This is a genomic window from Microbispora sp. H10885, assembly GCF_014161415.1.
Taxonomy (GTDB): Bacteria; Actinomycetota; Actinomycetes; order Streptosporangiales; family Streptosporangiaceae; genus Microbispora; species Microbispora triticiradicis.
On sequence record NZ_JABBWY010000019.1, the window covers coordinates 1 to 21,385 of the forward strand.

16 protein-coding genes are annotated in these 21,385 nt (G+C 70.6%); 9 read left to right on the top strand and 7 right to left on the bottom strand.

Translation table 11 applies throughout. From position 1 onward, the window contains the following. From HHX37_RS34535 to HHX37_RS34550, 4 genes are all read right to left on the bottom strand, one after another. A partial coding sequence (locus HHX37_RS34535; RefSeq protein ID WP_182888090.1) for a substrate-binding domain-containing protein occupies positions 1–541 on the bottom strand: 541 nt, incomplete at its 3' end. Between the two features lie 94 nt (positions 542–635). Further along, positions 636–1,646 (bottom strand): ABC transporter permease, encoded by a 1,011-nt coding sequence (locus HHX37_RS34540; RefSeq protein ID WP_182888091.1) that lies wholly within the window; start codon positions 1,644–1,646, stop codon positions 636–638. After that, complete coding sequence (locus HHX37_RS34545; RefSeq protein WP_182888092.1) at positions 1,639–3,210, bottom strand: sugar ABC transporter ATP-binding protein; 1,572 nt, start codon at positions 3,208–3,210, stop codon at positions 1,639–1,641. Before HHX37_RS34545 ends, HHX37_RS34540 begins: the two co-directional genes overlap by 8 nt. Before the next feature lie 17 nt (positions 3,211–3,227). After that, the gene (locus tag HHX37_RS34550) at positions 3,228–4,415 is read right to left on the bottom strand and encodes an ROK family transcriptional regulator (RefSeq protein WP_111701052.1); all 1,188 of its coding nucleotides are present in this window, start codon (positions 4,413–4,415) and stop codon (positions 3,228–3,230) included. Between the two features lie 161 nt (positions 4,416–4,576). Between HHX37_RS34550 and HHX37_RS34555 the strand changes: the two genes are divergently transcribed. The 3 genes from HHX37_RS34555 to HHX37_RS34565 all read left to right on the top strand — a co-directional run bounded on the left by HHX37_RS34555 (position 4,577) and on the right by HHX37_RS34565 (position 8,890). Continuing rightward, positions 4,577–5,320, top strand: coding sequence for a beta-phosphoglucomutase family hydrolase (locus HHX37_RS34555; protein ID WP_182888093.1), 744 nt, complete (start codon positions 4,577–4,579; stop codon positions 5,318–5,320). Then, positions 5,317–7,677, top strand: a complete 2,361-nt coding sequence (locus HHX37_RS34560) for a glycoside hydrolase family 65 protein (protein WP_182888094.1) — start codon at positions 5,317–5,319, stop codon at positions 7,675–7,677. Before HHX37_RS34555 ends, HHX37_RS34560 begins: the two co-directional genes overlap by 4 nt. Before the next feature lie 154 nt (positions 7,678–7,831). After that, the gene (locus HHX37_RS34565; protein WP_182877728.1) at positions 7,832–8,890 is read left to right on the top strand and encodes a dihydrodipicolinate reductase; all 1,059 of its coding nucleotides are present in this window, start codon (positions 7,832–7,834) and stop codon (positions 8,888–8,890) included. A 49-nt stretch (positions 8,891–8,939) separates the two neighbouring features. Here HHX37_RS34565 and HHX37_RS34570 read toward each other — a convergent pair whose 3' ends face one another. Beyond that, complete coding sequence (locus HHX37_RS34570; protein ID WP_310740669.1) at positions 8,940–10,001, bottom strand: MBL fold metallo-hydrolase; 1,062 nt, start codon at positions 9,999–10,001, stop codon at positions 8,940–8,942. Between the two features lie 102 nt (positions 10,002–10,103). Then, the gene (locus HHX37_RS34575) at positions 10,104–10,688 is read right to left on the bottom strand and encodes a winged helix-turn-helix domain-containing protein (RefSeq protein WP_182877730.1); all 585 of its coding nucleotides are present in this window, start codon (positions 10,686–10,688) and stop codon (positions 10,104–10,106) included. Positions 10,689–10,931: 243 nt separating this feature from the next. On the opposite strand from HHX37_RS34575, the gene HHX37_RS34580 reads away from it, so the two are divergent. From HHX37_RS34580 to HHX37_RS34605, 6 genes are all read left to right on the top strand, one after another. Further along, positions 10,932–13,472 (top strand): glycoside hydrolase family 9 protein, encoded by a 2,541-nt coding sequence (locus tag HHX37_RS34580; protein ID WP_310740670.1) that lies wholly within the window; start codon positions 10,932–10,934, stop codon positions 13,470–13,472. 140 nt (positions 13,473–13,612) lie between these two features. Continuing rightward, on the top strand, positions 13,613–14,254 hold the full coding sequence (locus HHX37_RS34585; RefSeq protein ID WP_182877732.1) for a B3/4 domain-containing protein: 642 nt from the start codon (positions 13,613–13,615) through the stop codon (positions 14,252–14,254). 197 nt (positions 14,255–14,451) lie between these two features. After that, positions 14,452–18,162 (top strand): multifunctional oxoglutarate decarboxylase/oxoglutarate dehydrogenase thiamine pyrophosphate-binding subunit/dihydrolipoyllysine-residue succinyltransferase subunit, encoded by a 3,711-nt coding sequence (locus tag HHX37_RS34590; RefSeq protein WP_182877733.1) that lies wholly within the window; start codon positions 14,452–14,454, stop codon positions 18,160–18,162. Between the two features lie 85 nt (positions 18,163–18,247). Next, on the top strand, positions 18,248–18,424 hold the full coding sequence (locus HHX37_RS34595) for a DUF6104 family protein (protein WP_165900678.1): 177 nt from the start codon (positions 18,248–18,250) through the stop codon (positions 18,422–18,424). 93 nt (positions 18,425–18,517) lie between these two features. Then, positions 18,518–19,345 (top strand): DUF4097 family beta strand repeat-containing protein, encoded by an 828-nt coding sequence (locus HHX37_RS34600; RefSeq protein ID WP_182877734.1) that lies wholly within the window; start codon positions 18,518–18,520, stop codon positions 19,343–19,345. 141 nt (positions 19,346–19,486) lie between these two features. Next, positions 19,487–20,278, top strand: a complete 792-nt coding sequence (locus tag HHX37_RS34605; protein WP_182877735.1) for a PadR family transcriptional regulator — start codon at positions 19,487–19,489, stop codon at positions 20,276–20,278. A 39-nt stretch (positions 20,279–20,317) separates the two neighbouring features. Here HHX37_RS34605 and HHX37_RS34610 read toward each other — a convergent pair whose 3' ends face one another. After that, entirely contained in the window at positions 20,318–21,280 is a 963-nt protein-coding gene (locus HHX37_RS34610; protein WP_182877736.1) for a zinc-binding dehydrogenase, read from the bottom strand. Positions 21,281–21,385: the final 105 nt, after the last annotated feature.

Sequence of the window (21,385 nt, forward strand, 5' to 3'; positions counted from 1 at the left end):
CCTTGTCCTTCAGCGTCTTGCCGATGAAGTGACCCGCGGCCACGCCCATGCCGTAGTTGTCGCCGCCGATCCAGGTCCGGTACGACAGCTTGTCGGGGAACACCCGGTCCAGGTTGATCACCGGGATACCGGCGTCCATCGCCTGACGGGCGACCTGGTTGAGCTGCTCACCGTCGTTGGGCAGGATCACCAGCGCGTTGACCTTGGCCTGGATCAGCGACTCCACCGCCGAGATCTGCTGGTTGATGTCGTTGGTCGGCTCGACCGCCTTGAGCTCCACGTCGGAGTACTGCTTGGCGGCGTCCGCGGCGTTCTTGCTGATCGCGGCGATCCAGCCGTGGTCGGCCGCCGGGGCCGAGAAGCCGATGACGACCTTGTCGCCGGGGGCGTCGTTGCCGCCGCTGGCCGCCGCCGCCGGCGCCGCGGCCGGAGCGCTGGCCTGCGCGGCCGGCTCGTTGCTGGTGCAGGCGGTGATGAGGGCGCCTGCGCCGATGACGGCTCCGCCGAAGAGGAAGCCCCGGCGGCCGGGGTTCTGCGTCATTTCTTTCTCCTTGCAGTGGGGATGGACGTGCTGACAAAGGGCGTGAGAGGCCGGGACCACGGCCGTGGGGCGGTGGCCAGGCGGAGTTCGGGGGTCAGGTCGCTGATTTGAGGCTTTGCCGCTGCAGCAGCACGGCGGCGACGATGATGACGCCCTTGGCGACAAGCTGGTCGGCGGTGTTCAGCCCGTTGAGGATGAACAGGTTGGTGATCACCGTGAAGATCAGCAGACCCAGGATCGAGCCGATGATCGTGCCCCGGCCACCGGTCAGCAGCGTGCCACCGATGATCACCGCGGCGATCGCGTCCAGCTCGTACAGATCGCCGTGCGTGGAGGAACCCGTCGTGGTCCGCGCCATGATCAAAACCGCCGCGATCCCGCAGCACAGCCCCGACAGCGCGTACAGCATCAGCGTGTGCTTCCGCACGTTGATACCGGCCAGCCGCGCCGCCTCGGGGTTACCGCCGACCGCGTAGGTGCGCCGCCCGAACGTCGTGCGGTTCAGCACCAGCCACCCGATCAGCACCACCAGCGCGAACACATAGACCAGCAGCGGCAGCCCCAGCACCCGCGTCGTGGACAGATCCACGATCATCGAGTTGTCCGGCTGCACCAGCTGCGTCCGCTGGTTCGACATGCGCTGGGCCAGACCCCGCGCGGCGACCAGCATCGCGAGCGTCGCGATGAACGCCACCATCCGCCCGTAGGCGATCAGGAACCCGCTCAGCAGTCCGGCGCCGGTGCCCACCAGCAGCGCGCACACGATCATCACGACCGGCCCGTAGGCCTGGGTGGCCAGCGTGGTCGCCCACACCGACGCCAGCGCCATCACCGCACCGACCGACAGGTCGATCCCGCCACCGATGATCACAAAGGTCATCCCGACCGTGATCACTCCGATGGTCGAGGCCAGCGCCAGAATGCTCACCAGGTTGGAAGAGGTGGCGAAGTTCTCGGGACGGGTCACCAGGCCCACGATGGCCAGCAACACCAACGCCGCGACCAGGCCCAGATGCCGCACCTCACCCAACCGGCCCCATCGGCCGGCCGGCCCCGCTGACGCCGCGCGCGGACCCGCCGGCGCGGCCTGATCGACCTCAGTCATGGAACGCTCCTTCAGGAGAATCTGCTACCTGCGACCCGGCCGTCTCCCCAGCGGAGACCATCACCAGATCCAGCACCCGATGCTCATCCAGCTCCTGAGCCGGCGCCTCGTGCACGATCCGGCCCTCCCGGACCACCAGCACCCGATCCGCCAGACCCAAAACCTCGGGCACCTCGCTGGACACCAACAACACACCGATCCCGTCATCGGCCAACCGGCGCACCAGCGCATACAACTCCGCCCGCGCACCGACATCCACCCCACGCGTCGGCTCATCCAGCAACAACAACTTGCGATCCTCAGCCAGCCACCGGCCCAGCACCGCTTTCTGCTGATTACCACCCGACAACGTCCGGATCGGCCGCCGCGGGTCCGGAGGACGAATGTCCAACGCCTCCGACAACCGCTTCGCCTCAGCGAACTCGCTCTTACGATCCAGCCACCCCAGCCACCGCGGCTTGGTATACCGGCTCAAACTCGCCAGCGTGATGTTCTGCGCCACCGGATGATCCAGCAACAACGCCTGCGCCTTACGCTCTTCGGGCGCCAGACCCATGCCCATCCGCACCGCACGCGTCGTACTGCCCGGACGCACCACCTGGCCGTCCAAAACCACCCGCCCAGTGGCCCGCCGCGCCCCGTAGATCGCCTCCACGATCTCACTACGACCCGACCCCACCAGACCCGCCAGCCCGACGATCTCCCCCGCCCGGATGCTGAACGACACATCCGCAAACCGCCCCGGAAGCGTCAGGTTCTCCACCCGCAACACCTCATCGCGCCCCTCATGCGCCCCCACCTGCGGGCGCGGCGGGAACACATACTCCACGTTCCGCCCCGTCATCAACGCCACGATCTGCTGCGTCGGCGTGTCCTTGGCCGCCAGACCCACCGCGACCGTCCGCCCGTCCTTCAGCACCGTGACCCGATCCCCGATCTGCCGGATCTCCTCCAGCCGATGCGAGATATAGATCACCGCCACCCCCTGCGCGGTCAGATCCCGGATCACCCGAAACAGGTTGTCCACCTCGTCATGAGCCAGCGCCGCCGACGGCTCGTCCATGATGATCAACCGCGCCGAATGCGACAACGCCCGCGCCATACTCACGATCTGCTTGTGCGCCGGCGACAACCGGCCCACCTCCATCCGCGGCCGGATCTCCCCATGACCCAACCGCTTCAGCAACTCAGCCGCCGCCCGCTCGGCCTCCCCCCGGCGCGAGAACCCCAACCGCGCCCGCTCATGACCCAGATAGATGTTCTCGGCCACACTCAACCCGTCCACCAGGTCGAGCTCCTGATAGATCGTGGCGATGCCGAGGGCCATGGCCGCGGTGGGCGGCGCCAGCCGTACGGGGGTGCCGTCGATGAGCACCTCGCCCTCGTCCGGCGCGTGCGCGCCGGAGAGGGTCTTGATGAGCGTTGACTTCCCGGCGCCGTTCTGGCCGAGCAGGCAGTGCACCTCGCCGGCTCGCACTTCCAGATCGACGCCGTCCAGCGCACGCACGCCGGGGAACTGCTTGACGATCCCCCTCATTTTGAGCAGGGGGTGCTCGTCTCCCATGGGGTCTCCCAACGATGTCAGTTGGCGGAGTAGACGTGATCGCTGATCAGTCGGGTGGCGCCGATGACACCCGCGGTCTCTCCGAGTTCGGAAAGCACGATCGGCAGGTTGCCGGTGGCGAGCGGCAGCGAGCGGCGGTAGACGACGCTCCTGATCTCCGCGAGCAGCACGTGGCCCAGCTTGGCCACGCCACCCGCGATGATCACCAGTCCGGGGTTGAAGAAGCTGACCAGGCTGGCCAGGACCTGGCCCACCCGTCGTCCGCCGTCGCGGATCAGCCCGATCGCCCCGGGGTCGCCCTGCGCCGCCGCGGCGCCCACGTCCTCGGCCGTCAGCGTGCCCGCGGCCGCGAGCCGTTCGGCCAGGTACGGCGAGCCGCCCGAGCGGGCCACCTCGACCGCCTCCCTGGCCAGCGCCGCTCCGCCGAAGTAGGCCTCCAGGCAGCCGGAGTTGCCGCAGGAGCAGACCGGGCCGAGGTCGTCCACCCGGATGTGGCCGATGTCGCCGGCGCTGCCGGACACACCGCGGTAGATCTTGCCGTCCACCACGATGCCGCAGCCGATGCCGGTGCCGATCTTCACGAGCAGGAAGTCGCCGACACTCCGGGCGAGACCGGTGTGCAGCTCTCCCAGCGCCATGATGTTGACGTCGTTGTCCACCATCGCGGGACAGCACAGCGCCTGGCCGATCGTCTCCCGCACCGGGTAACGGTCCCAGCCGGGCATGATCGGCGGCACTACCGGGACGCCCTCGGCGAAACTCACCGGCCCGGGGACACCGATCCCCGCTCCGGTCAGATCGTCGTACAGGCCGTCCCTGCGCAGCTTGCCGAGCAGGTCGATCGCCCGGTCAAGCACCGCCGCGGGGCCCTCCCTGATGTCGCAGGGCTCGCTGAGGTGGCCGAGCACCTTCAGCTCACCGTCGGTCACCGCGACGTCGATCGAGGTGGCGCCGACGTCGATGCCGGCGAAGCGGGTGGACTGCGACAGCCGTACGCGGCCCGAACGCCGGCCGCCGCGTGAGGCGGCGAGCCCGTCCGGTTCGGCCAGACCCAGCTCGACGAGCCGGTCCAGCTCCACGTTGAGCTTCGATCGCGACAGATCCACCACGTCGCCGAGCTCGGCGCGGGAGCGCCCGCCGTCCCTCAGCAAGCGCAGAAGCGCGGCCTGATGGACGTTCTCCGGCCTGATGGTCGTCCGTTTCACCTACGCCTCCGCGTCCACGTGATTGGCTGGAAACGTACCCCTTTTCCCCACGACAAGGAAGACCTTTTACCGATCTGATGCAATCTTTCGCTGAATTCAACAAAAGTCAGGACGGAGGGCAGAGCAGGGTAGGAGAGGAAACAGGACTTCTTGGAGGGCGGATGCTGGGGTTGCCGGAGCGGGTACGCGGCTGCCTGTTCGACATGGACGGGGTGCTCACGCGTACGGCGGGGGTCCACGCGGCGGCGTGGAAGGAGATGTTCGACGCCTTCCTCCGCGACCGGGCGGTCGCCACCGGCACGCCGTTCGTCCCCTTCGACGCGACCGGCGACTACGACCGGTACGTCGACGGCAGGAAGCGCCTGGACGGCACGCGGGAGTTCCTCCGGTCCCGGGACATCACCCTGCCGGAGGGCGAGCCGGACGACCCGCCGGGCATGCCGACGCTCAACGGCCTGAGCAACCGCAAGAACGCACTGGTCCAGGCGGTCCTCGACCGGCAGGGCGTCGAGGTCTTCGAAGGCTCGGTGCGTTATCTGCGCGAGGTCGGCGAGGCCGGTCTGCGCCGGGCGGTCGTCTCCTCCAGCGCCAACACCGCCCGTGTGCTGTCCGCCGCGGGGCTCTCCGAGATGTTCGACGCGCGGATCGACGGTGCGGTGGCGGCCGAGCGCGGCCTGGCCGGGAAGCCGGCCCCCGACATGTTCCTCGCCGCCGCCGAGGCCCTGGGCATCCAGCCGGCCGCCGCGGCGGTCTTCGAGGACGCGCTGGCGGGGGTCGCCGCCGGGCGCGCGGGCGGCTTCGCCTGGGTGGTGGGCGTGGACCGCGCGAACCAGGCCCAGGCCCTGCGCGACAACGGCGCCGACGTGGTGGTGAGCGACCTCGCCGACCTGCTGGACGAGCGATGATCAGGCATCCCGCCTTCACCACCGAGCCCTGGACGGTCCGCGAGTGCCGCCTGCACACCGACGTGCTCGCCCAGACGGAGTCGGTGTTCGCACTGTCCAACGGGCACATCGGGCTGCGCGGCAACCTCGACGAGGGCGAGCCGTACGGGCTGCCCGGCACCTACCTCAACTCCTTCTACGAACTGCGCCCGCTGCCGTACGCCGAGGCGGGCTACGGCTACCCCGAGTCGGGGCAGACGGTGGTCAACGTCACCAACGGCAAGCTGATCCGGCTGCTGGTGGACGACGAGCCGTTCGACGTCCGGTACGGCACCCTGCACTCACACGAGCGGCTCCTCGATCTGCGCGCCGGGACGCTCATCCGCACGGTCCGCTGGAGCCCGCCCACGGGGGTGGAGATCCGGATGCGCTCCACCCGGCTCGTGTCGTACACCCACCGGGCCGTGGCCGCGATCCGCTACGAGGTGGAGCCGGTGGACCAGCCGGTCAACGTGGTCGTCCAGTCGGAGCTGGTGGCCAACGAGACCGTCCCCACGGCGGCCGCCGACCCCCGCGCCGCCGCCGCGCTGGAGGCGCCGCTGGTGCTGGAGGAGAACGCGACCGGCAGTGACGGCATGTGCGTCATGGTGCACTCCACCCGCGCCAGCCGGCTGCGGGTCGCCGCCGCCATGTGCCATGGGGTCGACGGCCCCGGCGGCACCCGGGTCGACAGCGACGGCGGCGGCGACGTCAGCCGCGTGACGGTCGCCACCCGCCTGAGACCCGGAGAACGGCTGCGGCTGGACAAGTTCTTCGCCTACGGCTGGTCGGCCAAGCGCTCCCGGCCCGCGATGCACGACCAGGTGGTGGCCGCGCTGGCCGCGGCCCGGCTCACCGGGTGGGACGGCCTGTGCGCCGAGCAGCGCGCCTTCCTCGACGACTACTGGGCGGGCGCGGACGTCGAGGTCGAGGGCGACGCCGAGGTGCAGCAGGCCGTACGCTTCGGGCTCTTCCACCTGCTCCAGGCGGGCGCCCGGCTGGAGCGGCGGCCCATTCCCGGCAAGGGCCTGACCGGTTCCGGCTACGACGGGCATGCGTTCTGGGACACCGAGAGCTTCGTGCTGCCCGTCGCCACCTACACCTATCCCAGGGCCGCCCGCGACGCGCTGGAGTGGCGCGCGTCGATCCTCCCGCTCGCCGAGGCGCGGGCGGAGCTGCTCGGGCTGGGCGGGGCGGCGTTCCCCTGGCGCACGATCAACGGCGAGGAGTGCTCGGGATACTGGCCCGCCGGCACCGCGGCCTTCCACGTCAACGCCGACATCGCCGACGCGGTGACGCGGTATGTCGACGCGACCGAGGACACCGCGTTCGAGGGGGACGCCGGCCTGCCGCTGCTGGTCGCGACCGCGCGCCTGTGGTGCGCGCTTGGCCACCACGACGCCGAGGGCCGCTACCGCATCGACGGGGTGACCGGCCCGGACGAGTACAGCGCGGTCTCCGACAACAACCTCTACACCAACCTCATGGCCCGCCGGAACCTGCGGGCCGCCGCCGCGACGGCCGTACGCCATCTCGACCGGGCCGGACAGCTCGGCGTCACTCTGGAGGAGATCGCGGTGTGGCGCGACGCCGCCGCCGCCATGTACCTCCCGTACGACGAGCGGCTGGGGGTCCACGCGCAGAGCGAGGGCTACACCGGGCACGCGGTGTGGGACTTCGAGAACACCCGGCCCGACCAGTACCCGCTGCTGCTCCACTTCCCCTACTTCGACCTCTACCGCAAGCAGGTGGTCAAGCAGGCCGACCTCGTACTGGCCATGCACCTGTGCGGCGAGGCGTTCACACCCGAGCAGAAGGCCCGCAACTTCGCCTACTACGAGGCGCTGACGGTGCGGGACTCCTCGCTGTCCGCGGCCACCCAGGCCGTGCTCGCCGCCGAGGTCGGTCAGCTCGGGCTCGCCTACGCCTACCTCGGGGAGGCGGCGCTCATCGACCTGCGCGACCTGCAGCACAACACCCGTGACGGCGTCCACATGGCCTCGCTGGCCGGGGCGTGGATCGCGCTGGTGGCGGGGTTCGGCGGCCTGCGCGCGGGCCAGGGGCGGCTGTGCTTCGCCCCCCGCCTGCCCTCGGAGATCACCCGGCTCACCTTCCGGGTGCGCTACCGCGGGCGCCTGCTGAGGGTCGACGTCACGTCCCAGGACACGACGTACCGGCTGCTGCACGGCTCGCCGGTCTCGCTGGCGCACCACGGTGAGACCCTGACGCTCGGCGCGCGGCCGCAGTCCCGGAGCAACCCGTCGCCGCCCTTCCCCGAACTGCGGATCACGCAGCCCCCCGGCCGCGAGCCGCCCGCCCGCCGCCCGGCGATCCCCTGAGGCGATATCACCATTCGGGCAGGCCAAGGCGGCGCGGCGTCGTACAGTGAGCGTGCTCGTGAACGTTCCTCAGTTCCTGTCCCGAACTGGGCGCGGATCGGCGACTCCCCTCTCACCGCGCGGTCACGCCCGAGCGAACCCGCTGGAGGCACGCATGTCCTCGACCGCTCCCCTGCGCGTGATCCAATGGGCGACGGGCGCGGTCGGCGGGCGTGCCCTGCGCAGCGTGATCGCCCGTCCGGAGTTCGAGCTCGCCGGGGTGCTCGTCTACGACCGGGAGAAGGTGGGCCGGGACGCTGGCGAACTGGTGGGGCTCGGGCCCGTCGGGGTCGCCTGCACCGACGACGCCGAACGGATACTCGCCACCGAGGCCGACTGCGTGCTGCACATGCCGCTGCCCGCGTCCTACTTCGGCGGCGATCCCGGGACCGACGCCGAGACGATCTGCGCGCTGCTCGCCTCGGGCAAGAACGTCGTCACCACCACCGGATTCGTCTACCCCCGCGCGTACGGCCCGGGGCTGGTGGACCGCCTGGAGGCCGCCTGCGCCCGAGGCGGGGCGTCCCTGCACGGGACGGGCATCAACCCGGGCTTCATGAGCGACCTGCTGCCTCTGGCGCTGACCGGGCTGTCGGACCGGCTCGACCACATCTACGTGCGGGAGTGCTCGGACTACCGGGGTCATCCCTCCCGGCACGTGACCGCCGACCTGATGGGCTTCGGCCGGGAGCCCGACGACTACAGCACGTCCGTCCGGCCGTTCCGCGCCTTCCAGCGCGCGCTGTTCGGCGAGAGCGTCGAGCTTGTCGCCGCCGCGCTCGGCGTGCCGCTGGACGAGGTGGAGGAGACCGACGAGTACCTGCTCGCGACCGAGGACTTCGGCATCGCGGCGGGTGAGGTGCGCAAGGGCACGATCTCCGCGTCCCGCTGGGTGTTCACCGGACTGGCGCGCGGCCGGCCGTTCATCACGGTCGAGTGCGTCTACAAGGCCGACGGCCGCCGGGTGCCGCAGTGGGGCGACCTCGGCTTCACCATGCACGTGCAGGGACGGCCCGGCATGGCGGTGACGATCGACGACATGACCCAGGGGCTGGCCGGGGCGGCGGCCCACGCGGTCAACTCGATCGCCGCCGTGTGCGCGGCCCCGCCGGGCATCCGCACGCTCCTCGACCTCCCCCTCGCCACCGGCCGGGGAGCCGTGCGGCTGGCCTGACGGACAGCGCGCGGCGCGGGAGCAGTGGGGTGTTCCCGTACGGCCTGGCTCAGCCGGCGGGGTACCAGCGGTCGGGTTCGCCGGGCACTCGGGTGACCTGGCCGCGATGCTCCAGCCAGACCAGGTGCGCGAGGGTCTCGCCGTTGGCCGTCCTGCGCATGTGCGCGGGGATCGTCTCCCACGGGCGCGACCAGCTCAGCCGGGTGGCGATGTCCCAGCACGCCGGGCCGTCGCCGTCCGCGAGGACCCGCCGTATCTCCGCGAGCCGCTCCTCGTGGTGCGCGATGACGTGGTCGGCTCGGGCGGCCAGTTCCAGGAAGCGGTACTCGTGGGCGGGCAGCACCTCTTCCACGTCGAGCCCGCCCACCAGGCGCAGCGCGTCGAGATAGTCGGCCAGCGGGTTGGGCGCCGACTGCGGGTGCACCGCGACCATCGGCGTGATCCTGGCCAGCACGTGGTCGCCGGAGAACAGCAGCCTGCGCTCCGGCTCGGCGAAGCACAGGTGGCCGGGCGAGTGGCCGGGGGTCCACACCGCCCGGAGGTCCCAGCCGGGCAGGCCGAGCCGGTCGCCGTCCTCGATGAGCCGGTCGGGCACCGCCATCGTCACGAACTGGCGCAGCATGACCGACGCGCCCGCCAGTTCCTGTGCCGTGAGGTCCGGCACGCCGCAGCGGAGCAGCAGCGCGCGCTCCTGCTCGACGAGATCGTCGATCGCCGAGTCGTCGTAGCGGCCGCGGAGGAGGCGCGCGTCGGCCGGATGGAGCCCGATCCACGCGCCCGAGACCTCCCGTACGCGCCCGGCCAGACCGTAGTGGTCGGGGTGGATGTGCGTGACCAGCACGGCCTTCACGTCCGTGATGTCGTATCCGGCCGTTCCGAGCCCCGCCACGAGCGCGTCGTACGCCTCGCCGGTGTTCCATCCCGCGTCGACGAGGACCACTCCATCGGGGATCTCCAGGGCGTAGACCAGGACGTAGCGCAACGGGTTGATCGGGATCGGGACGGGGATCGACCACAGCCCCGGGCGCACCCGCTCGACCTCCGGCAGCCCGCCGCCCCGCCACGCCGCGCGCTGCGCCTCGTTCGCCGCCGTCACGCTCCCCTTGCTCACCGGTCCACGCCCCTCTCGCAGCTTCGCTGCCTGATTGTGCCGCCCTGAACCGAATGTCGTTCTACCGGGCCCCCGGGCGCCGCACATCGCGGCGAACCACCGTCACTCGCGCCCGCCTCCCCGGGGACCGCTGCGCGGATGGGCGGCGAGCAGGACCGTGACGCCGCGCGCGTCGGGGTCGTCGCGGTCCCGCTCCTCGGCCTCCAGCAGCAGGGCCGACACCCGCTCGTACAGGGACGCGACCGTCGCCGGCGACAGCCGCACCACCAGGTCGGACATGCCGGCCGCCTCGGCCCACGCCTCGCTCCACAGGTCGCGGTCGCGCTCGAAGCTCTCCACGTCGGCGGTGAGCCGCTCCAGCTGACGCCGGCGCAGGCCGGCGGCGGCCTCCCGGCCCTCGGCGCCCGCGGCCGTCGCCACGTCGCTCCACGACGTGAACCGGTGGATCGCCCGCCAGCGCCGCTCACGCCGGTCGCGCTGCTCGGCGTCGGGCTCCACGAACCCGTACCGCGCGAGTTGCCGCAGGTGATAGCTCGTGGAGCCGGAGCTCTCCGCGAGGCGCGCGGCCAGTTCCGTGGCGGTCGCGGGACCATCGGTGCGCAGCTCCGCCAGCAGGCGCGACCGCAGCGGATGCGCGACCGCCTTCAGCGCGCGCGGGTCCCGTACGTGGTAGACCTCCTGATCCATGCCGGGGACGCTAACAACCCCCGCGCTTCGCAAAGGTTTCTTTGCGAAAATGAAAGTTTCAGCCGCGCGCTCCCCCAACCACCGGTCACGTGGGCCGGAGCACGGCCGTCGTTGACGCCCCTGGAAACCCGGCGGAAACATCGGTGCCGCTCCCCTTTGGGAGCGCTCCCACACCACCATTCCCACACCGCCTTTCCCCACCAGCCCCTCGCGGACACCCCGAGGACCACCCCGAGGACCACTGTGCTCAGAAGAATCGGCATTCTCGCCGTGGCGGCGTTAGCCACGGCCTGCCTGACCGGCGCGCCTCCCGTCACGGCGGACGAGGGCCCGGAGCAGATCCCCAACGGCACGTTCGACACCACCGCCGACCCGTGGTGGCACACCTCGAACCTGGACTTCGAACTGTCCGGCGGCCGGCTCTGCACGAACGTCCCCGGCGGGACGGTCAACCCCTGGGACGCGATCATCGGCGTCAACGACATCCCGCTGGTGAAGGACGAGACCTACGCGTTCAGCTTCTTCGCCACCGCCGACCCGTCGAAGGTCGCCAGGGCGTACGTCCAGCTGCCGACGGATCCCTACACCCAGTACGTGGCGGCGGCTCCCGAGGTCAGCGTCTCGGGCAACACCTACAGCTACACGTTCACCTCGCCGGTCGACCTGCCCAACGCCCAGGTCGTCTTCCAGATCGGCGGCAGCGCGACGCCGTGGCGCTTCTGCGTCGACAACGTCTCGCTCAAGGGCGGGGCGCCGCCGGACGTCTACAAGCCCGACACCGGTCCCCGGGTGCGGGTGAACCAGGTGGCCTACCTGCCCAAGGGCCCCAAGAACGCCACCGTGGTCACCGACGCCACCGCCGCGCTGCCCTGGCAGCTCAAGAACTCCGCCGGGACCGTGGTCGCGCACGGCACGACGACCCCGCGCGGCGTGGACGCCAGCTCGGGCCAGAACGTCCACTCGATCGACTTCGGCTCGTACGTCAAGGCGGGGACGGGCTACACGCTCACCGCCGACGGTGAGACCAGCCGGCCCTTCGACATCAAGCCGGACGCCTACGCCGACCTCAAGCTCGACGCGCTGAAGTTCTACTACACCCAGCGCAGCGGCATCGCGATCGACGACGCGCTGCGGCCCGGGTACGGCCGTCCCGCCGGTCACGTGGACGTGGCTCCGAACCAGGGCGACAAGAACGTCCCCTGCCAGCCGGGCGTGTGCGACTACCGTCTCGACGTGTCCGGCGGCTGGTACGACGCGGGCGACCACGGCAAGTACGTGGTCAACGGCGGCATCTCGGTCGCCCAGATCATGAGCGAGTTCGAGCGGACCAAGAACGCCCCGACCGCCAAGCCCATCGGCAGCCTGAACATCCCCGAGAGCGGCGACGCCGTTCCCGACGTGCTCGACGAGGCCCGCTGGGAGCAGGAGTTCCTGCTGAAGATGCAGCGGTCCGACGGCATGGTCCACCACAAGATCCACGACGAGAACTGGACCGGCCTGCCGCTGCTGCCGAACCTGGACCCGCAGAAGCGCGAACTGCACCCGGTCAGCACGGCCGCGACGCTGAACCTCGCCGCGACCGCCGCCCAGGCGGCCCGGATCTTCGCGCCGTACGACGCCGCGTTCGCCGCGAAGAACCTGGCGGCGGCGAAGAAGGCGTGGACGGCGGCCAAGGCGAACCCGAACGTGCTCGCCTCCGCCTCCGACGGCATCGGCGGGGGCACCTACGACGACGCCAAGGTCAGCGACGAGTTCTACTGGGCGGCGGCCGAGCTCTACATCACCACGGGCGACAAGGAGTTCGAGAACTACCTCCTCGCCTCGCCGCTGCACACCGCCGACATCTGGAACACGGGCGCCATGGACTGGGGCAACGTCGCGGCGCTCGGCCGGCTCGACCTGGCGACCGTGCCCAACGCCCTGCCCGGCCGCAGCGAGGTGCGCGCCTCGGTGGTGGCCGGCGCGGACAAGTACCTCGCCAAGCTGACGGCCCACCCGTACGGCCTGCCGTACGACGCGGCGTCCTACGACTGGGGATCGAACAGCATCGTCCTCAACAACATGGTGGTCATGGCCACGGCCTACGACATCACCGGCGACCTGAAGTATCGCGACGGCGTGCTGCAGGGCGTCGACTACATCCTCGGCCGCAACGCGCTCAACCAGTCGTACGTGACCGGTTACGGTGAGGTGGCGTCGAAGAACCAGCACAGCAGGTGGTACGCCCACTCGCTGGACACCTCGCTGCCGAACCCGCCGCGCGGCACGCTCGCCGGTGGCCCCAACTCCAGCATCCAGGACCCGGTGGCCCAGGCGAAGCTGAGGGGCTGCGTGGCGCAGTTCTGCTACATCGACGACATCGGCTCCTGGGCGACCAACGAGCTGACGATCAACTGGAACTCGCCGATGTCGTGGATCTCGGCGTTCATCGCCGACCAGGGCGACGGCACGGTCAAGGCGCCCGGCGCGTGCAAGGTCACCTACACCACGCACGGTTCCTGGCCGACCGGCTTCACCACCCAGATCACGATCGTGAACACCGGCACGAAGGCCGTCGACGGCTGGAAGCTGAAGTGGTCGTTCCTGGGCGGCCAGAAGATCGACCACGGCTGGAGCGCCAACTTCTCGCAGGAGGGGGCGACCGCCACCGCCGAGAACGAGACGTGGAACAAGACCATCAGGCCCGGCCAGACGGTCGTCATCGGCTACAACGGCGTGTCGTCTCCCGGCGCCAACCCCACGCCCGACCTGATCACCCTCAACGGCGCCGCCTGCTCCTCCTGACCCGGCCGATCGGCCCGACCGGCCCGATCAGCCTGATCAGAACGTCGCCGTGACCCCCGACCCCGGCCGCCGCCTCAGCAGAGGCGGCGGCCGGTTCCATTCCGGCGGGGCCGGCTCACCCGGGCACTACGCTGTGGGGCGTGATCGACGACATCTGGGTGGACGACGCCGTCACGGCGCTGCGTCCGGACTTCGCCGTCCTGGTCGTCTGCGCGTACGGCCTGCGCAACGGCCCTTCGGACGACCGTTCGCGGGAGTGGCTGGCCGACGCGGCGGCCAGGGCCGTGCCGCAGGACGACGAGAGGATCGAGGCGTGGCGCGCGGCGTACCGCGCCTTCGGGGCCAAGCCCCAGCGGACCCGCCCGTCGGTGGACGCGCTGGTCCGCCGCCTGCCGCTGCCCGAGATCAACCTGGTGGTGGACGCCTACAACGCCGTGTCCGTACGGCACGGCCTGCCGATCGGCGGCGAGGACCTGCGCCGCTACCGCGGCACCGCCCGGCTGGTCCGCGCGGCGGGCGACGAGCCGTCGGAGGAGGCGCTGGGCGAGCCCGCGATCGGCGAGGTGGTGTGGCGCGACGACGAGGGCGTCACCTGCCGGAGGTGGAACTGGCGGCAGTGCGTCAGGACGAGGATCACCGAGGAGACGGTCGACGCGCTGTTCCTCCTCGAACGGCTCGAACCGCTCTCCATTCCCGCACTGCACGCGGCCGGTGAGGACCTCGCGGGTATGCTGTCCGCTATAGCTCCGGATATCCGGATCGAGTCGCGGCTCCTCGGGTGAGCCAGTCGTGATGACCAGGTGGTGAGGGACACCTCACCACCCAGACGGGCTATCCGCGCGTGACCTGTTTGATCGATCCTGGGAGGATGGGCCGGGACCGGTGACCCGCGCGGGCGCACCTCGGTGTGTGAGGCGAGTAGCCTTGGACAGGTTCACCAAACATCAACGCCGATCTGCGGAAGAGGGCGATTTCCGCCGTGTCGTCAGAGTCGTCGCGGACAAACCCGCTGGCAAGCTTCGGGCAAAATGAGTGGCTTGTCGACGAGTTGTACCAGAAGTATCTCGAAGATCCCGAGTCTGTGGACCAGGCCTGGTGGCACTTCTTCGCTGACTACAACGGAACGGGCAAGCCCGCTCCACCCAAGGCCGCCGACGCCGCGAACGGCGCGACCACGACGGCGGCTCCCGAGGCTCCCGCCCCGGTGAGCCCGGCTCCGCAGACGACGCAGCCCCAGCCTCAGGCCACGGCGCCCGCGCCGGTCAAGCAGCCTGCCCCACAGCCGGCGAAGCAGCCCGCCAAGCAGGCCGCCACCCCGGTTCCGGCCGGTGCGGCCGAGGAGAAGCTGCGCGGCGCCGCGGCGCGCACCGCCGCCAACATGGAGGCCTCGCTGGCGGTCCCGACCGCCACCAGCGTCCGTGCGGTGCCCGCCAAGCTGCTGATCGACAACCGCATCGTCATCAACAACCACCTGTCCCGCGGACGCGGCGGCAAGATCTCCTTTACCCACCTCATCGGCTACGCGATCGTCCGGGCGCTGGAGTCCATGCCCGAGATGAACCACTCGTACGCCGAGGTGGACGGCAAGCCGGTCCTGGTGAAGCCGGAGCACGTCGGGCTCGGCCTCGCCATCGACGTGCAGAAGAGCGACGGCACCCGCCAGCTCCTGGTGCCCTCGATCAAGCGGGCCGAGACGCTCGACTTCCGCCAGTTCTGGACGGCGTACGAGGAGATCGTCCGCAAGGCCCGCTCGGGCAAGCTCGGCGTGGACGACTTCCAGAACACCACGATCTCCCTGACGAACCCCGGCACGATCGGCACGGTCCACTCGGTGCCGCGTCTCATGCCCGGCCAGGGCACGATCATCGGCGTCGGCGCGATGGAGTACCCGGCGGAGTACCAGGGCGCCTCGGCGGACACCCTGTCCCGCCTGGCCATCAGCAAGGTGATGACGATCACCTCGACCTACGACCACCGGATCATCCAGGGCGCCCAGTCGGGCGACTTCCTGCGCCGCATCCACCAGCTCCTGCTCGGCTCCGACGGCTTCTACGACGAGATCTTCGAGTCGCTGCGCATCCCGTACGAGCCGGTCCGCTGGGTCCAGGACATCTCGGCCACCCACGACGACGACGTGGCCAAGTCCGCCCGCGTGCTGGAGCTGATCCACGCCTACCGGGTCCGCGGCCACCTCATGGCCGACACCGACCCGCTGGAGTACCGCCAGCGCAAGCACCCCGACCTCGACATCCAGTCGCACGGCCTGACGCTGTGGGACCTGGAGCGCGAGTTCCCGACGGGCGGCTTCGGCGGGAAGCCGCTGATGAAGCTGCGCGACGTCCTCGGCGTGCTGCGCGACTCGTACTGCCGGACGGTCGGCATCGAGTACATGCACATCCAGAACCCCGAGGAGCGGGCCTGGATCCAGGCGCGGGTGGAGCGGCCGCACGCCAAGCCCGACCGTGAGGAGCAGCTGCACATCCTGCGCAGGCTCAACACCGCCGAGGCGTTCGAGACGTTCCTGCAGACCAAGTACGTCGGCCAGAAGCGGTTCTCGCTGGAGGGCGGCGAGTCGCTGATCCCGCTGCTCGACTCGGTGATCTGCTCCGCCGCCGGCGAGCGCCTCGACGAGGTCGTCATCGGCATGGCCCACCGCGGTCGGCTCAACGTGCTGGCCAACATCGTGGGCAAGTCGTACGCCCAGGTGTTCGGCGAGTTCGAGGGCAACATCGACCCGCGCAGCGCGCACGGCTCGGGCGACGTGAAGTACCACCTCGGCGCGAGCGGCGACTTCGTCGACCCCGACGGCAACAAGATCAGCACGTCGGTGGTGGCCAACCCCTCGCACCTGGAGGCCGTCGACCCCGTCCTGGAGGGCGTGGTCCGGGCCAAGCAGGACCTGCTGGAGCGCGGCGAGGAGGGCTTCACCGTCCTGCCCGTGCTCGTCCACGGCGACGCGGCGTTCGCCGGGCAGGGCGTGGTCGCCGAGACCCTGCACCTGTCCCAGCTGCGCGGCTACCGCACCGGCGGCACCGTGCACATCGTGGTCAACAACCAGGTCGGCTTCACCACCTCCCCCGCCTCCTCGCGGTCGAGCGTGTACGCGACCGACGTCGCCCGGATGATCCAGGCGCCGATCTTCCACGTGAACGGCGACGACCCCGAGGCCGTCGTACGCGTCGGGCGGCTCGCCTACGAGTACCGCCAGGCGTTCCGCAAGGACGTGGTCATCGACCTGATCTGCTACCGGCGGCGCGGCCACAACGAGACCGACAACCCGGCCTTCACCCAGCCGCTGATGTACGACCTGATCGACGCCAAGCGCTCGACCCGCAAGCTGTACACCGAGGCGCTGATCGGCCGCGGCGACATCACGGTCGAGGAGGCCGAGCAGGCCCTGCGCGACTACCAGGAGCAGCTGGAGCGGGCCTTCACCGAGACCCGGGAGGCGACCAGGCAGCCGCTCGAACCGGGCTCGGTCGTGGTCCCCGAGCCGGACGAGGTGTTCCAGTGGTCGCACGAGGACACCAAGACGGCGATCTCGGAGGAGGTCGTCAAGCGGGTCGTCGACACGCAGCTCAACCTGCCCGACGGCTTCACCGTCCACCCGCGTCTCGCGCCGGTCATCCAGCGTCGCGGCGCGATGATCGCCGAGGACTCGATCGACTGGGCGACCGGTGAGATGCTCGCGTTCGGCTCGCTGCTCATCGACGACCACCCGGTGCGGCTCGTCGGCCAGGACTCCCGCCGCGGCACCTTCGGCCAGCGCCACGCCGTGCTGGTCGACCGCGTCACCGGCGAGGAGCACACCCCGCTCAAGACGTTCAACCAGGGCACCACGAAGTTCTACGTGTACGACTCGCTGCTCAGCGAGTTCGCCGCGATGGGCTTCGAGTACGGCTACAGCGTGGTCCGCCCGGACGCCCTGGTCGCCTGGGAGGCGCAGTTCGGCGACTTCGCCAACGGCGCCCAGTCGATCATCGACGAGTTCATCTCGTCGGGCGAGCAGAAGTGGGGTCAGCGCTCCTCGGTCGTGCTGCTGCTGCCGCACGGCTACGAGGGCCAGGGCCCGGACCACTCCTCCGCCCGCATCGAGCGCTACCTGCAGATGTGCGCCCAGGACAACATGACGGTGGCGCAGCCGAGCACCCCGGCGAACTACTTCCACCTGCTGCGCTGGCAGGTGCTGTCGGAGCGGCGCAAGCCGCTGGTCGTGTTCACGCCCAAGTCGCTGCTGCGGCTCAAGGCGGCGGCCTCGGCCACGTCGGAGTTCACCTCCGGCGCCTTCCGCCCGGTCATCGGCGACGCGACGGTCGACCCGGCGGAGGTCCGGAAGGTCGTGGTCTGCTCCGGCAGGATCTACTACGACCTGCTCGCCCGGCGCGAGAAGGACGGCAGGAAGGACGTGGCGCTCGTCCGGCTCGAACGCATCTACCCCTTCCCGGAGAACCCGCTCAAGGCCGAGCTGTCCCGCTACGGCGCCGACGCGGAGCTGCTCTGGGCACAGGACGAGCCGGTCAACATGGGCCCGTGGCCGTACCTGGCGCTGAAGCTGACGGAACGGCCCGACCTGCTCGGCGGCCGCGCCCTCCGCAGGGTCTCGCGTACGCCGAACTCGTCGCCGGCCGTCGGCTCCCACTCCAAGCACGACGCGGAGCTGCGCGGCATGCTCGACGAGATCTTCGGCTGACCGGCGATCCCGCAGGATTGAGGAGGTCCCCCGCGACGCGTGGGGGACCTCTCCTCATGATCAGGTAATTGCACTGGAGCGAGGCATGTACTTCACCGACAAGGGGATCGAGGAGCTCGTCGAGCGGCGCGGCGAGGAGGAGGTCGGCATCACCTGGCTGGCCGAGCGGCTGCGCGAGTTCGTGGATCTCAATCCCGAGTTCGAGGTGCCCGTGGAGCGGCTGGCCACCTGGCTCGCGCGCCTGGACGACGACGAGGACTGAGAGCGCCGGACCGAACGCGATACATCTTGACTTTCCACAGACGCGATATATCGTGTTTGTGGACGGCAGGACTTCGCGTGGAAGGGCTTGGCGATGCCCCAATGGACGATCGACTCCCCCGGGCAGCTCACGTTCGGCAAGGTGACCGCGCTGAACGTGCGGATCGTGGCCGGTCGGCTGGCCGTGCTGGCCAGTGACGGCCCGCCCACCCTGGAGGTGACGGAGGTGGAGGGGGCGCCGCTGCTGGTGACCCATGACGAGGCGGACGGCCGCCTGACGGTCACGTACAAGGACCTGACATGGGACGGCATCCTCGGGTGGTTACGCCCGGGCTCACGGCGGACCACCTTGACGCTCACCGTGCCGAGCAGCTGCCCGGTGCAGGCCGGGGTCGTCTCGGCCTCCGCCCTGGTGACCGGCATGGAGGGGACCACCGGCGTGAAGAGCGTCTCGGGGGAGATCGTCCTCGACGGCGTCAGCGGCGAGGTGCAGGCCGAGACGGTGTCGGGTTCGGTGGAGAGCCGGGGCATGGCCGGCGACCTGTCGTTCGGCAGCGTCTCCGGTGAGCTGACCGTCGCCGGGGGCAGGCCGCGGCGGCTGCGCGCGAACACGGTGTCCGGCCGGATCACCGCCGACCTGGAGCTCGCGCCCACCGGCCACGTCACGATGCACAGCGTGTCCGGTCCCGTCGTCGTACGGCTCCCGCGCTCCGTGGACGCCGACGTGACCGTCCGCTCGACCTCCGGCAGGGTCGAGTCGGCGTTCCCCGGGCTGGAGTCCACCGCGATGCCCGGCGTCCGTTCGCTCGGCGGCCGGTTGGGCGGCGGCATGGCCTCGCTCTCCGCGACCACCATGTCGGGCGACGTCACCCTGCTGAGCGGCCCCCCCACCGGCCGCCGGGAAGAGGAGCAGAAGGCATGAGCGAGCGAATCAGTAGGCACAGCGTCTGGCTCAGGCCACTCCGAGCCGAAGGCGAGGAGGTGGCATGAGCGAGCGAAGCGAGCGAATCAGTAGGCACAGCGTCTGGCTCAGGCCACTCCGAGCCGAAGGCGAGGAGGTGGCATGAGTCCGGTCTTCGGGCATGGGCGGCTGCGGCTGTACCTGCTGAAGCTGCTGGAGGAGAGCCCGCGGCACGGATACGAGGTCATCCGGCTGCTGCAGGATCGCTTCCTCGGCGTCTACTCCCCCTCCCCCGGCACCATCTATCCCCGGCTGGCCCGCCTGGAGGACGAGGGCCTGGTCACCCATGAGGTCGTGGACGGCAAGAAGGTCTTCACGCTGACCGACAAGGGACGGGCCGAGCTGGCCGACCGGATGGACGAGCTGGCCGATCTGGAGCAGGAGATCACCGCCTCGGTCCAGGACATCGCCCGGGAGGTGAAGGAGGACGTGCGGCAGACGGTGCGGTCCCTGCGCGACGAGCTCACCCAGATGGCCCGGGACATCGGCGACGACGGCCGGGAGCTGGGCCGGACCCAGAAGGAGGAGTGGCAGCGGCACCGCGACCAGGCCAGGGAGGAGTGGCGCAGGCAGAAGGAGGAGTGGCGCCGCCACAAGCACGAGTGGCAGGAGGAGCGCGACCGCTGGCAGCAGGAGTGGCGCCGCGTCTGGGAGGAGACCTGGGGGTTCGGCGGGAGCCGGTACGAGGGCACCCCCCGCACCGGCCCCGACCCCGCCCTCAGCCGGATGCTGGCGGACTTCGTCACCGACCTCCACCGTTCTCTCGCCGAGTCCCCCGCAGAGACTTCCGGAGGGGCTTCCGGGGAGGGCACACCGCGTGAGGAGGCGCTGGCGGAGTGCCGGGCCGCTCTCGACGAGGCCGCGGAGCGGATCCGCCGCGCCATGCGCTCCTGACCGCGCCCACCGGGATCGGGGCCGCGGTCAGGACCGCCGTCAGAGTGTGAAGACCACCTTGCCGAAGACGTCGCCCCGGTGCACGGCCGCGAAGCCCTCCTCCGCCTCGGTGAGCGGCAGCACCCGGTCGATCACCGGCCGTACGCCCGTCTGCTCGAGGAAGACCGCGAGCCGCGCGAGCTGCTCGCGCGTCCCCATGGTCGACCCGATGATCGACTTCTGCAGGAAGTAGACCTGCACGAGTTGCGTCGCGGCGACCATCCCGCTCGTCGCGCCGCAGGTGACGATCCGGCCACCGGGGCGCAGGGAGTTGAGCGAGTGCTTCCAGGTGGCCTCGCCGACCGTCTCCATGACGGCGTCGACCCGCTCGGGCAGGCGGGCGTTCGTCTCGAAGACCTGGTCGGCGCCGAGGCCGAGGGCCCGCTCCCGCTTGTGCTCCGACCGGCTCGTCGCCCAGACCCGGTATCCGGCGGCCCGGCCGAGCACGATCAGCGCGGTCGCCACGCCGCCGCCGGCGCCCTGGACGAGGATGGTGGAGCCCGGCTCCAGCCCGGCCTTGTCGAACAGCATGCGGTACGCCGTCAGCCAGGCCGTGGGCAGGCAGGCGGCCTCCTCGAAGGAGAGCGCGGCGGGCTTGGGCACCAGGTTGCGCCGGGGCACCACGACCTTCTCGGCGAACGTGCCGTCGTACTTCTCCGACAGCAGCGAGCGGGCCGGGTCGAGGGTCTCGTCGCCGTTCACCGGCGTGCCGATCACGGCGTGGACGACGACCTCCTCGCCGTCCTCGTCCACCCCCGCGGCGTCGCAGCCGAGGACGATCGGCAACCGGTCCTGGCTGATACCCACCCCCCGGAGCGTCCACAGGTCGTGGTGGTTGAGCGAGGCGGCCCGGACCGTGACGGTGGTCCAGCCGTCCGGTACGGCTGGCTCAGGGTGCTCACCCAGCGTCAGGCCCTTCAGCGGGTCGTCCGGATCGGTCTGCGTGGCGGTGACGGCGAACATGCCAGCACACTACCGCGCGCGCCGGGTCTGTCCGTTTTGATAATCGAGGGCATTACCGGGACCAGAGCGCCGGAAATCAATCAAGACCGGTCAAGAATGGTTGTG

Excerpts from the sequence above, each read along its gene's own strand:
- HHX37_RS34540 (WP_182888091.1), bottom strand. The coding sequence starts at position 1,646 with ATGACTGAGGTCGATCAGGCCGCGCCGGCGGGTCCGCGCGCGGCGTCA.
- HHX37_RS34545 (WP_182888092.1), bottom strand. The coding sequence starts at position 3,210 with ATGGGAGACGAGCACCCCCTGCTCAAAATGAGGGGGATCGTCAAGCAG.
- HHX37_RS34555 (WP_182888093.1), top strand. The coding sequence starts at position 4,577 with ATGCTGGGGTTGCCGGAGCGGGTACGCGGCTGCCTGTTCGACATGGAC.
- HHX37_RS34560 (WP_182888094.1), top strand. The coding sequence starts at position 5,317 with ATGATCAGGCATCCCGCCTTCACCACCGAGCCCTGGACGGTCCGCGAG.
- HHX37_RS34565 (WP_182877728.1), top strand. The coding sequence starts at position 7,832 with ATGTCCTCGACCGCTCCCCTGCGCGTGATCCAATGGGCGACGGGCGCG.
- HHX37_RS34575 (WP_182877730.1), bottom strand. The coding sequence starts at position 10,688 with ATGGATCAGGAGGTCTACCACGTACGGGACCCGCGCGCGCTGAAGGCG.
- HHX37_RS34595 (WP_165900678.1), top strand. The coding sequence starts at position 18,248 with ATGTACTTCACCGACAAGGGGATCGAGGAGCTCGTCGAGCGGCGCGGC.
- HHX37_RS34600 (WP_182877734.1), top strand. The coding sequence starts at position 18,518 with ATGCCCCAATGGACGATCGACTCCCCCGGGCAGCTCACGTTCGGCAAG.
- HHX37_RS34605 (WP_182877735.1), top strand. The coding sequence starts at position 19,487 with ATGAGTCCGGTCTTCGGGCATGGGCGGCTGCGGCTGTACCTGCTGAAG.
- HHX37_RS34610 (WP_182877736.1), bottom strand. The coding sequence starts at position 21,280 with ATGTTCGCCGTCACCGCCACGCAGACCGATCCGGACGACCCGCTGAAG.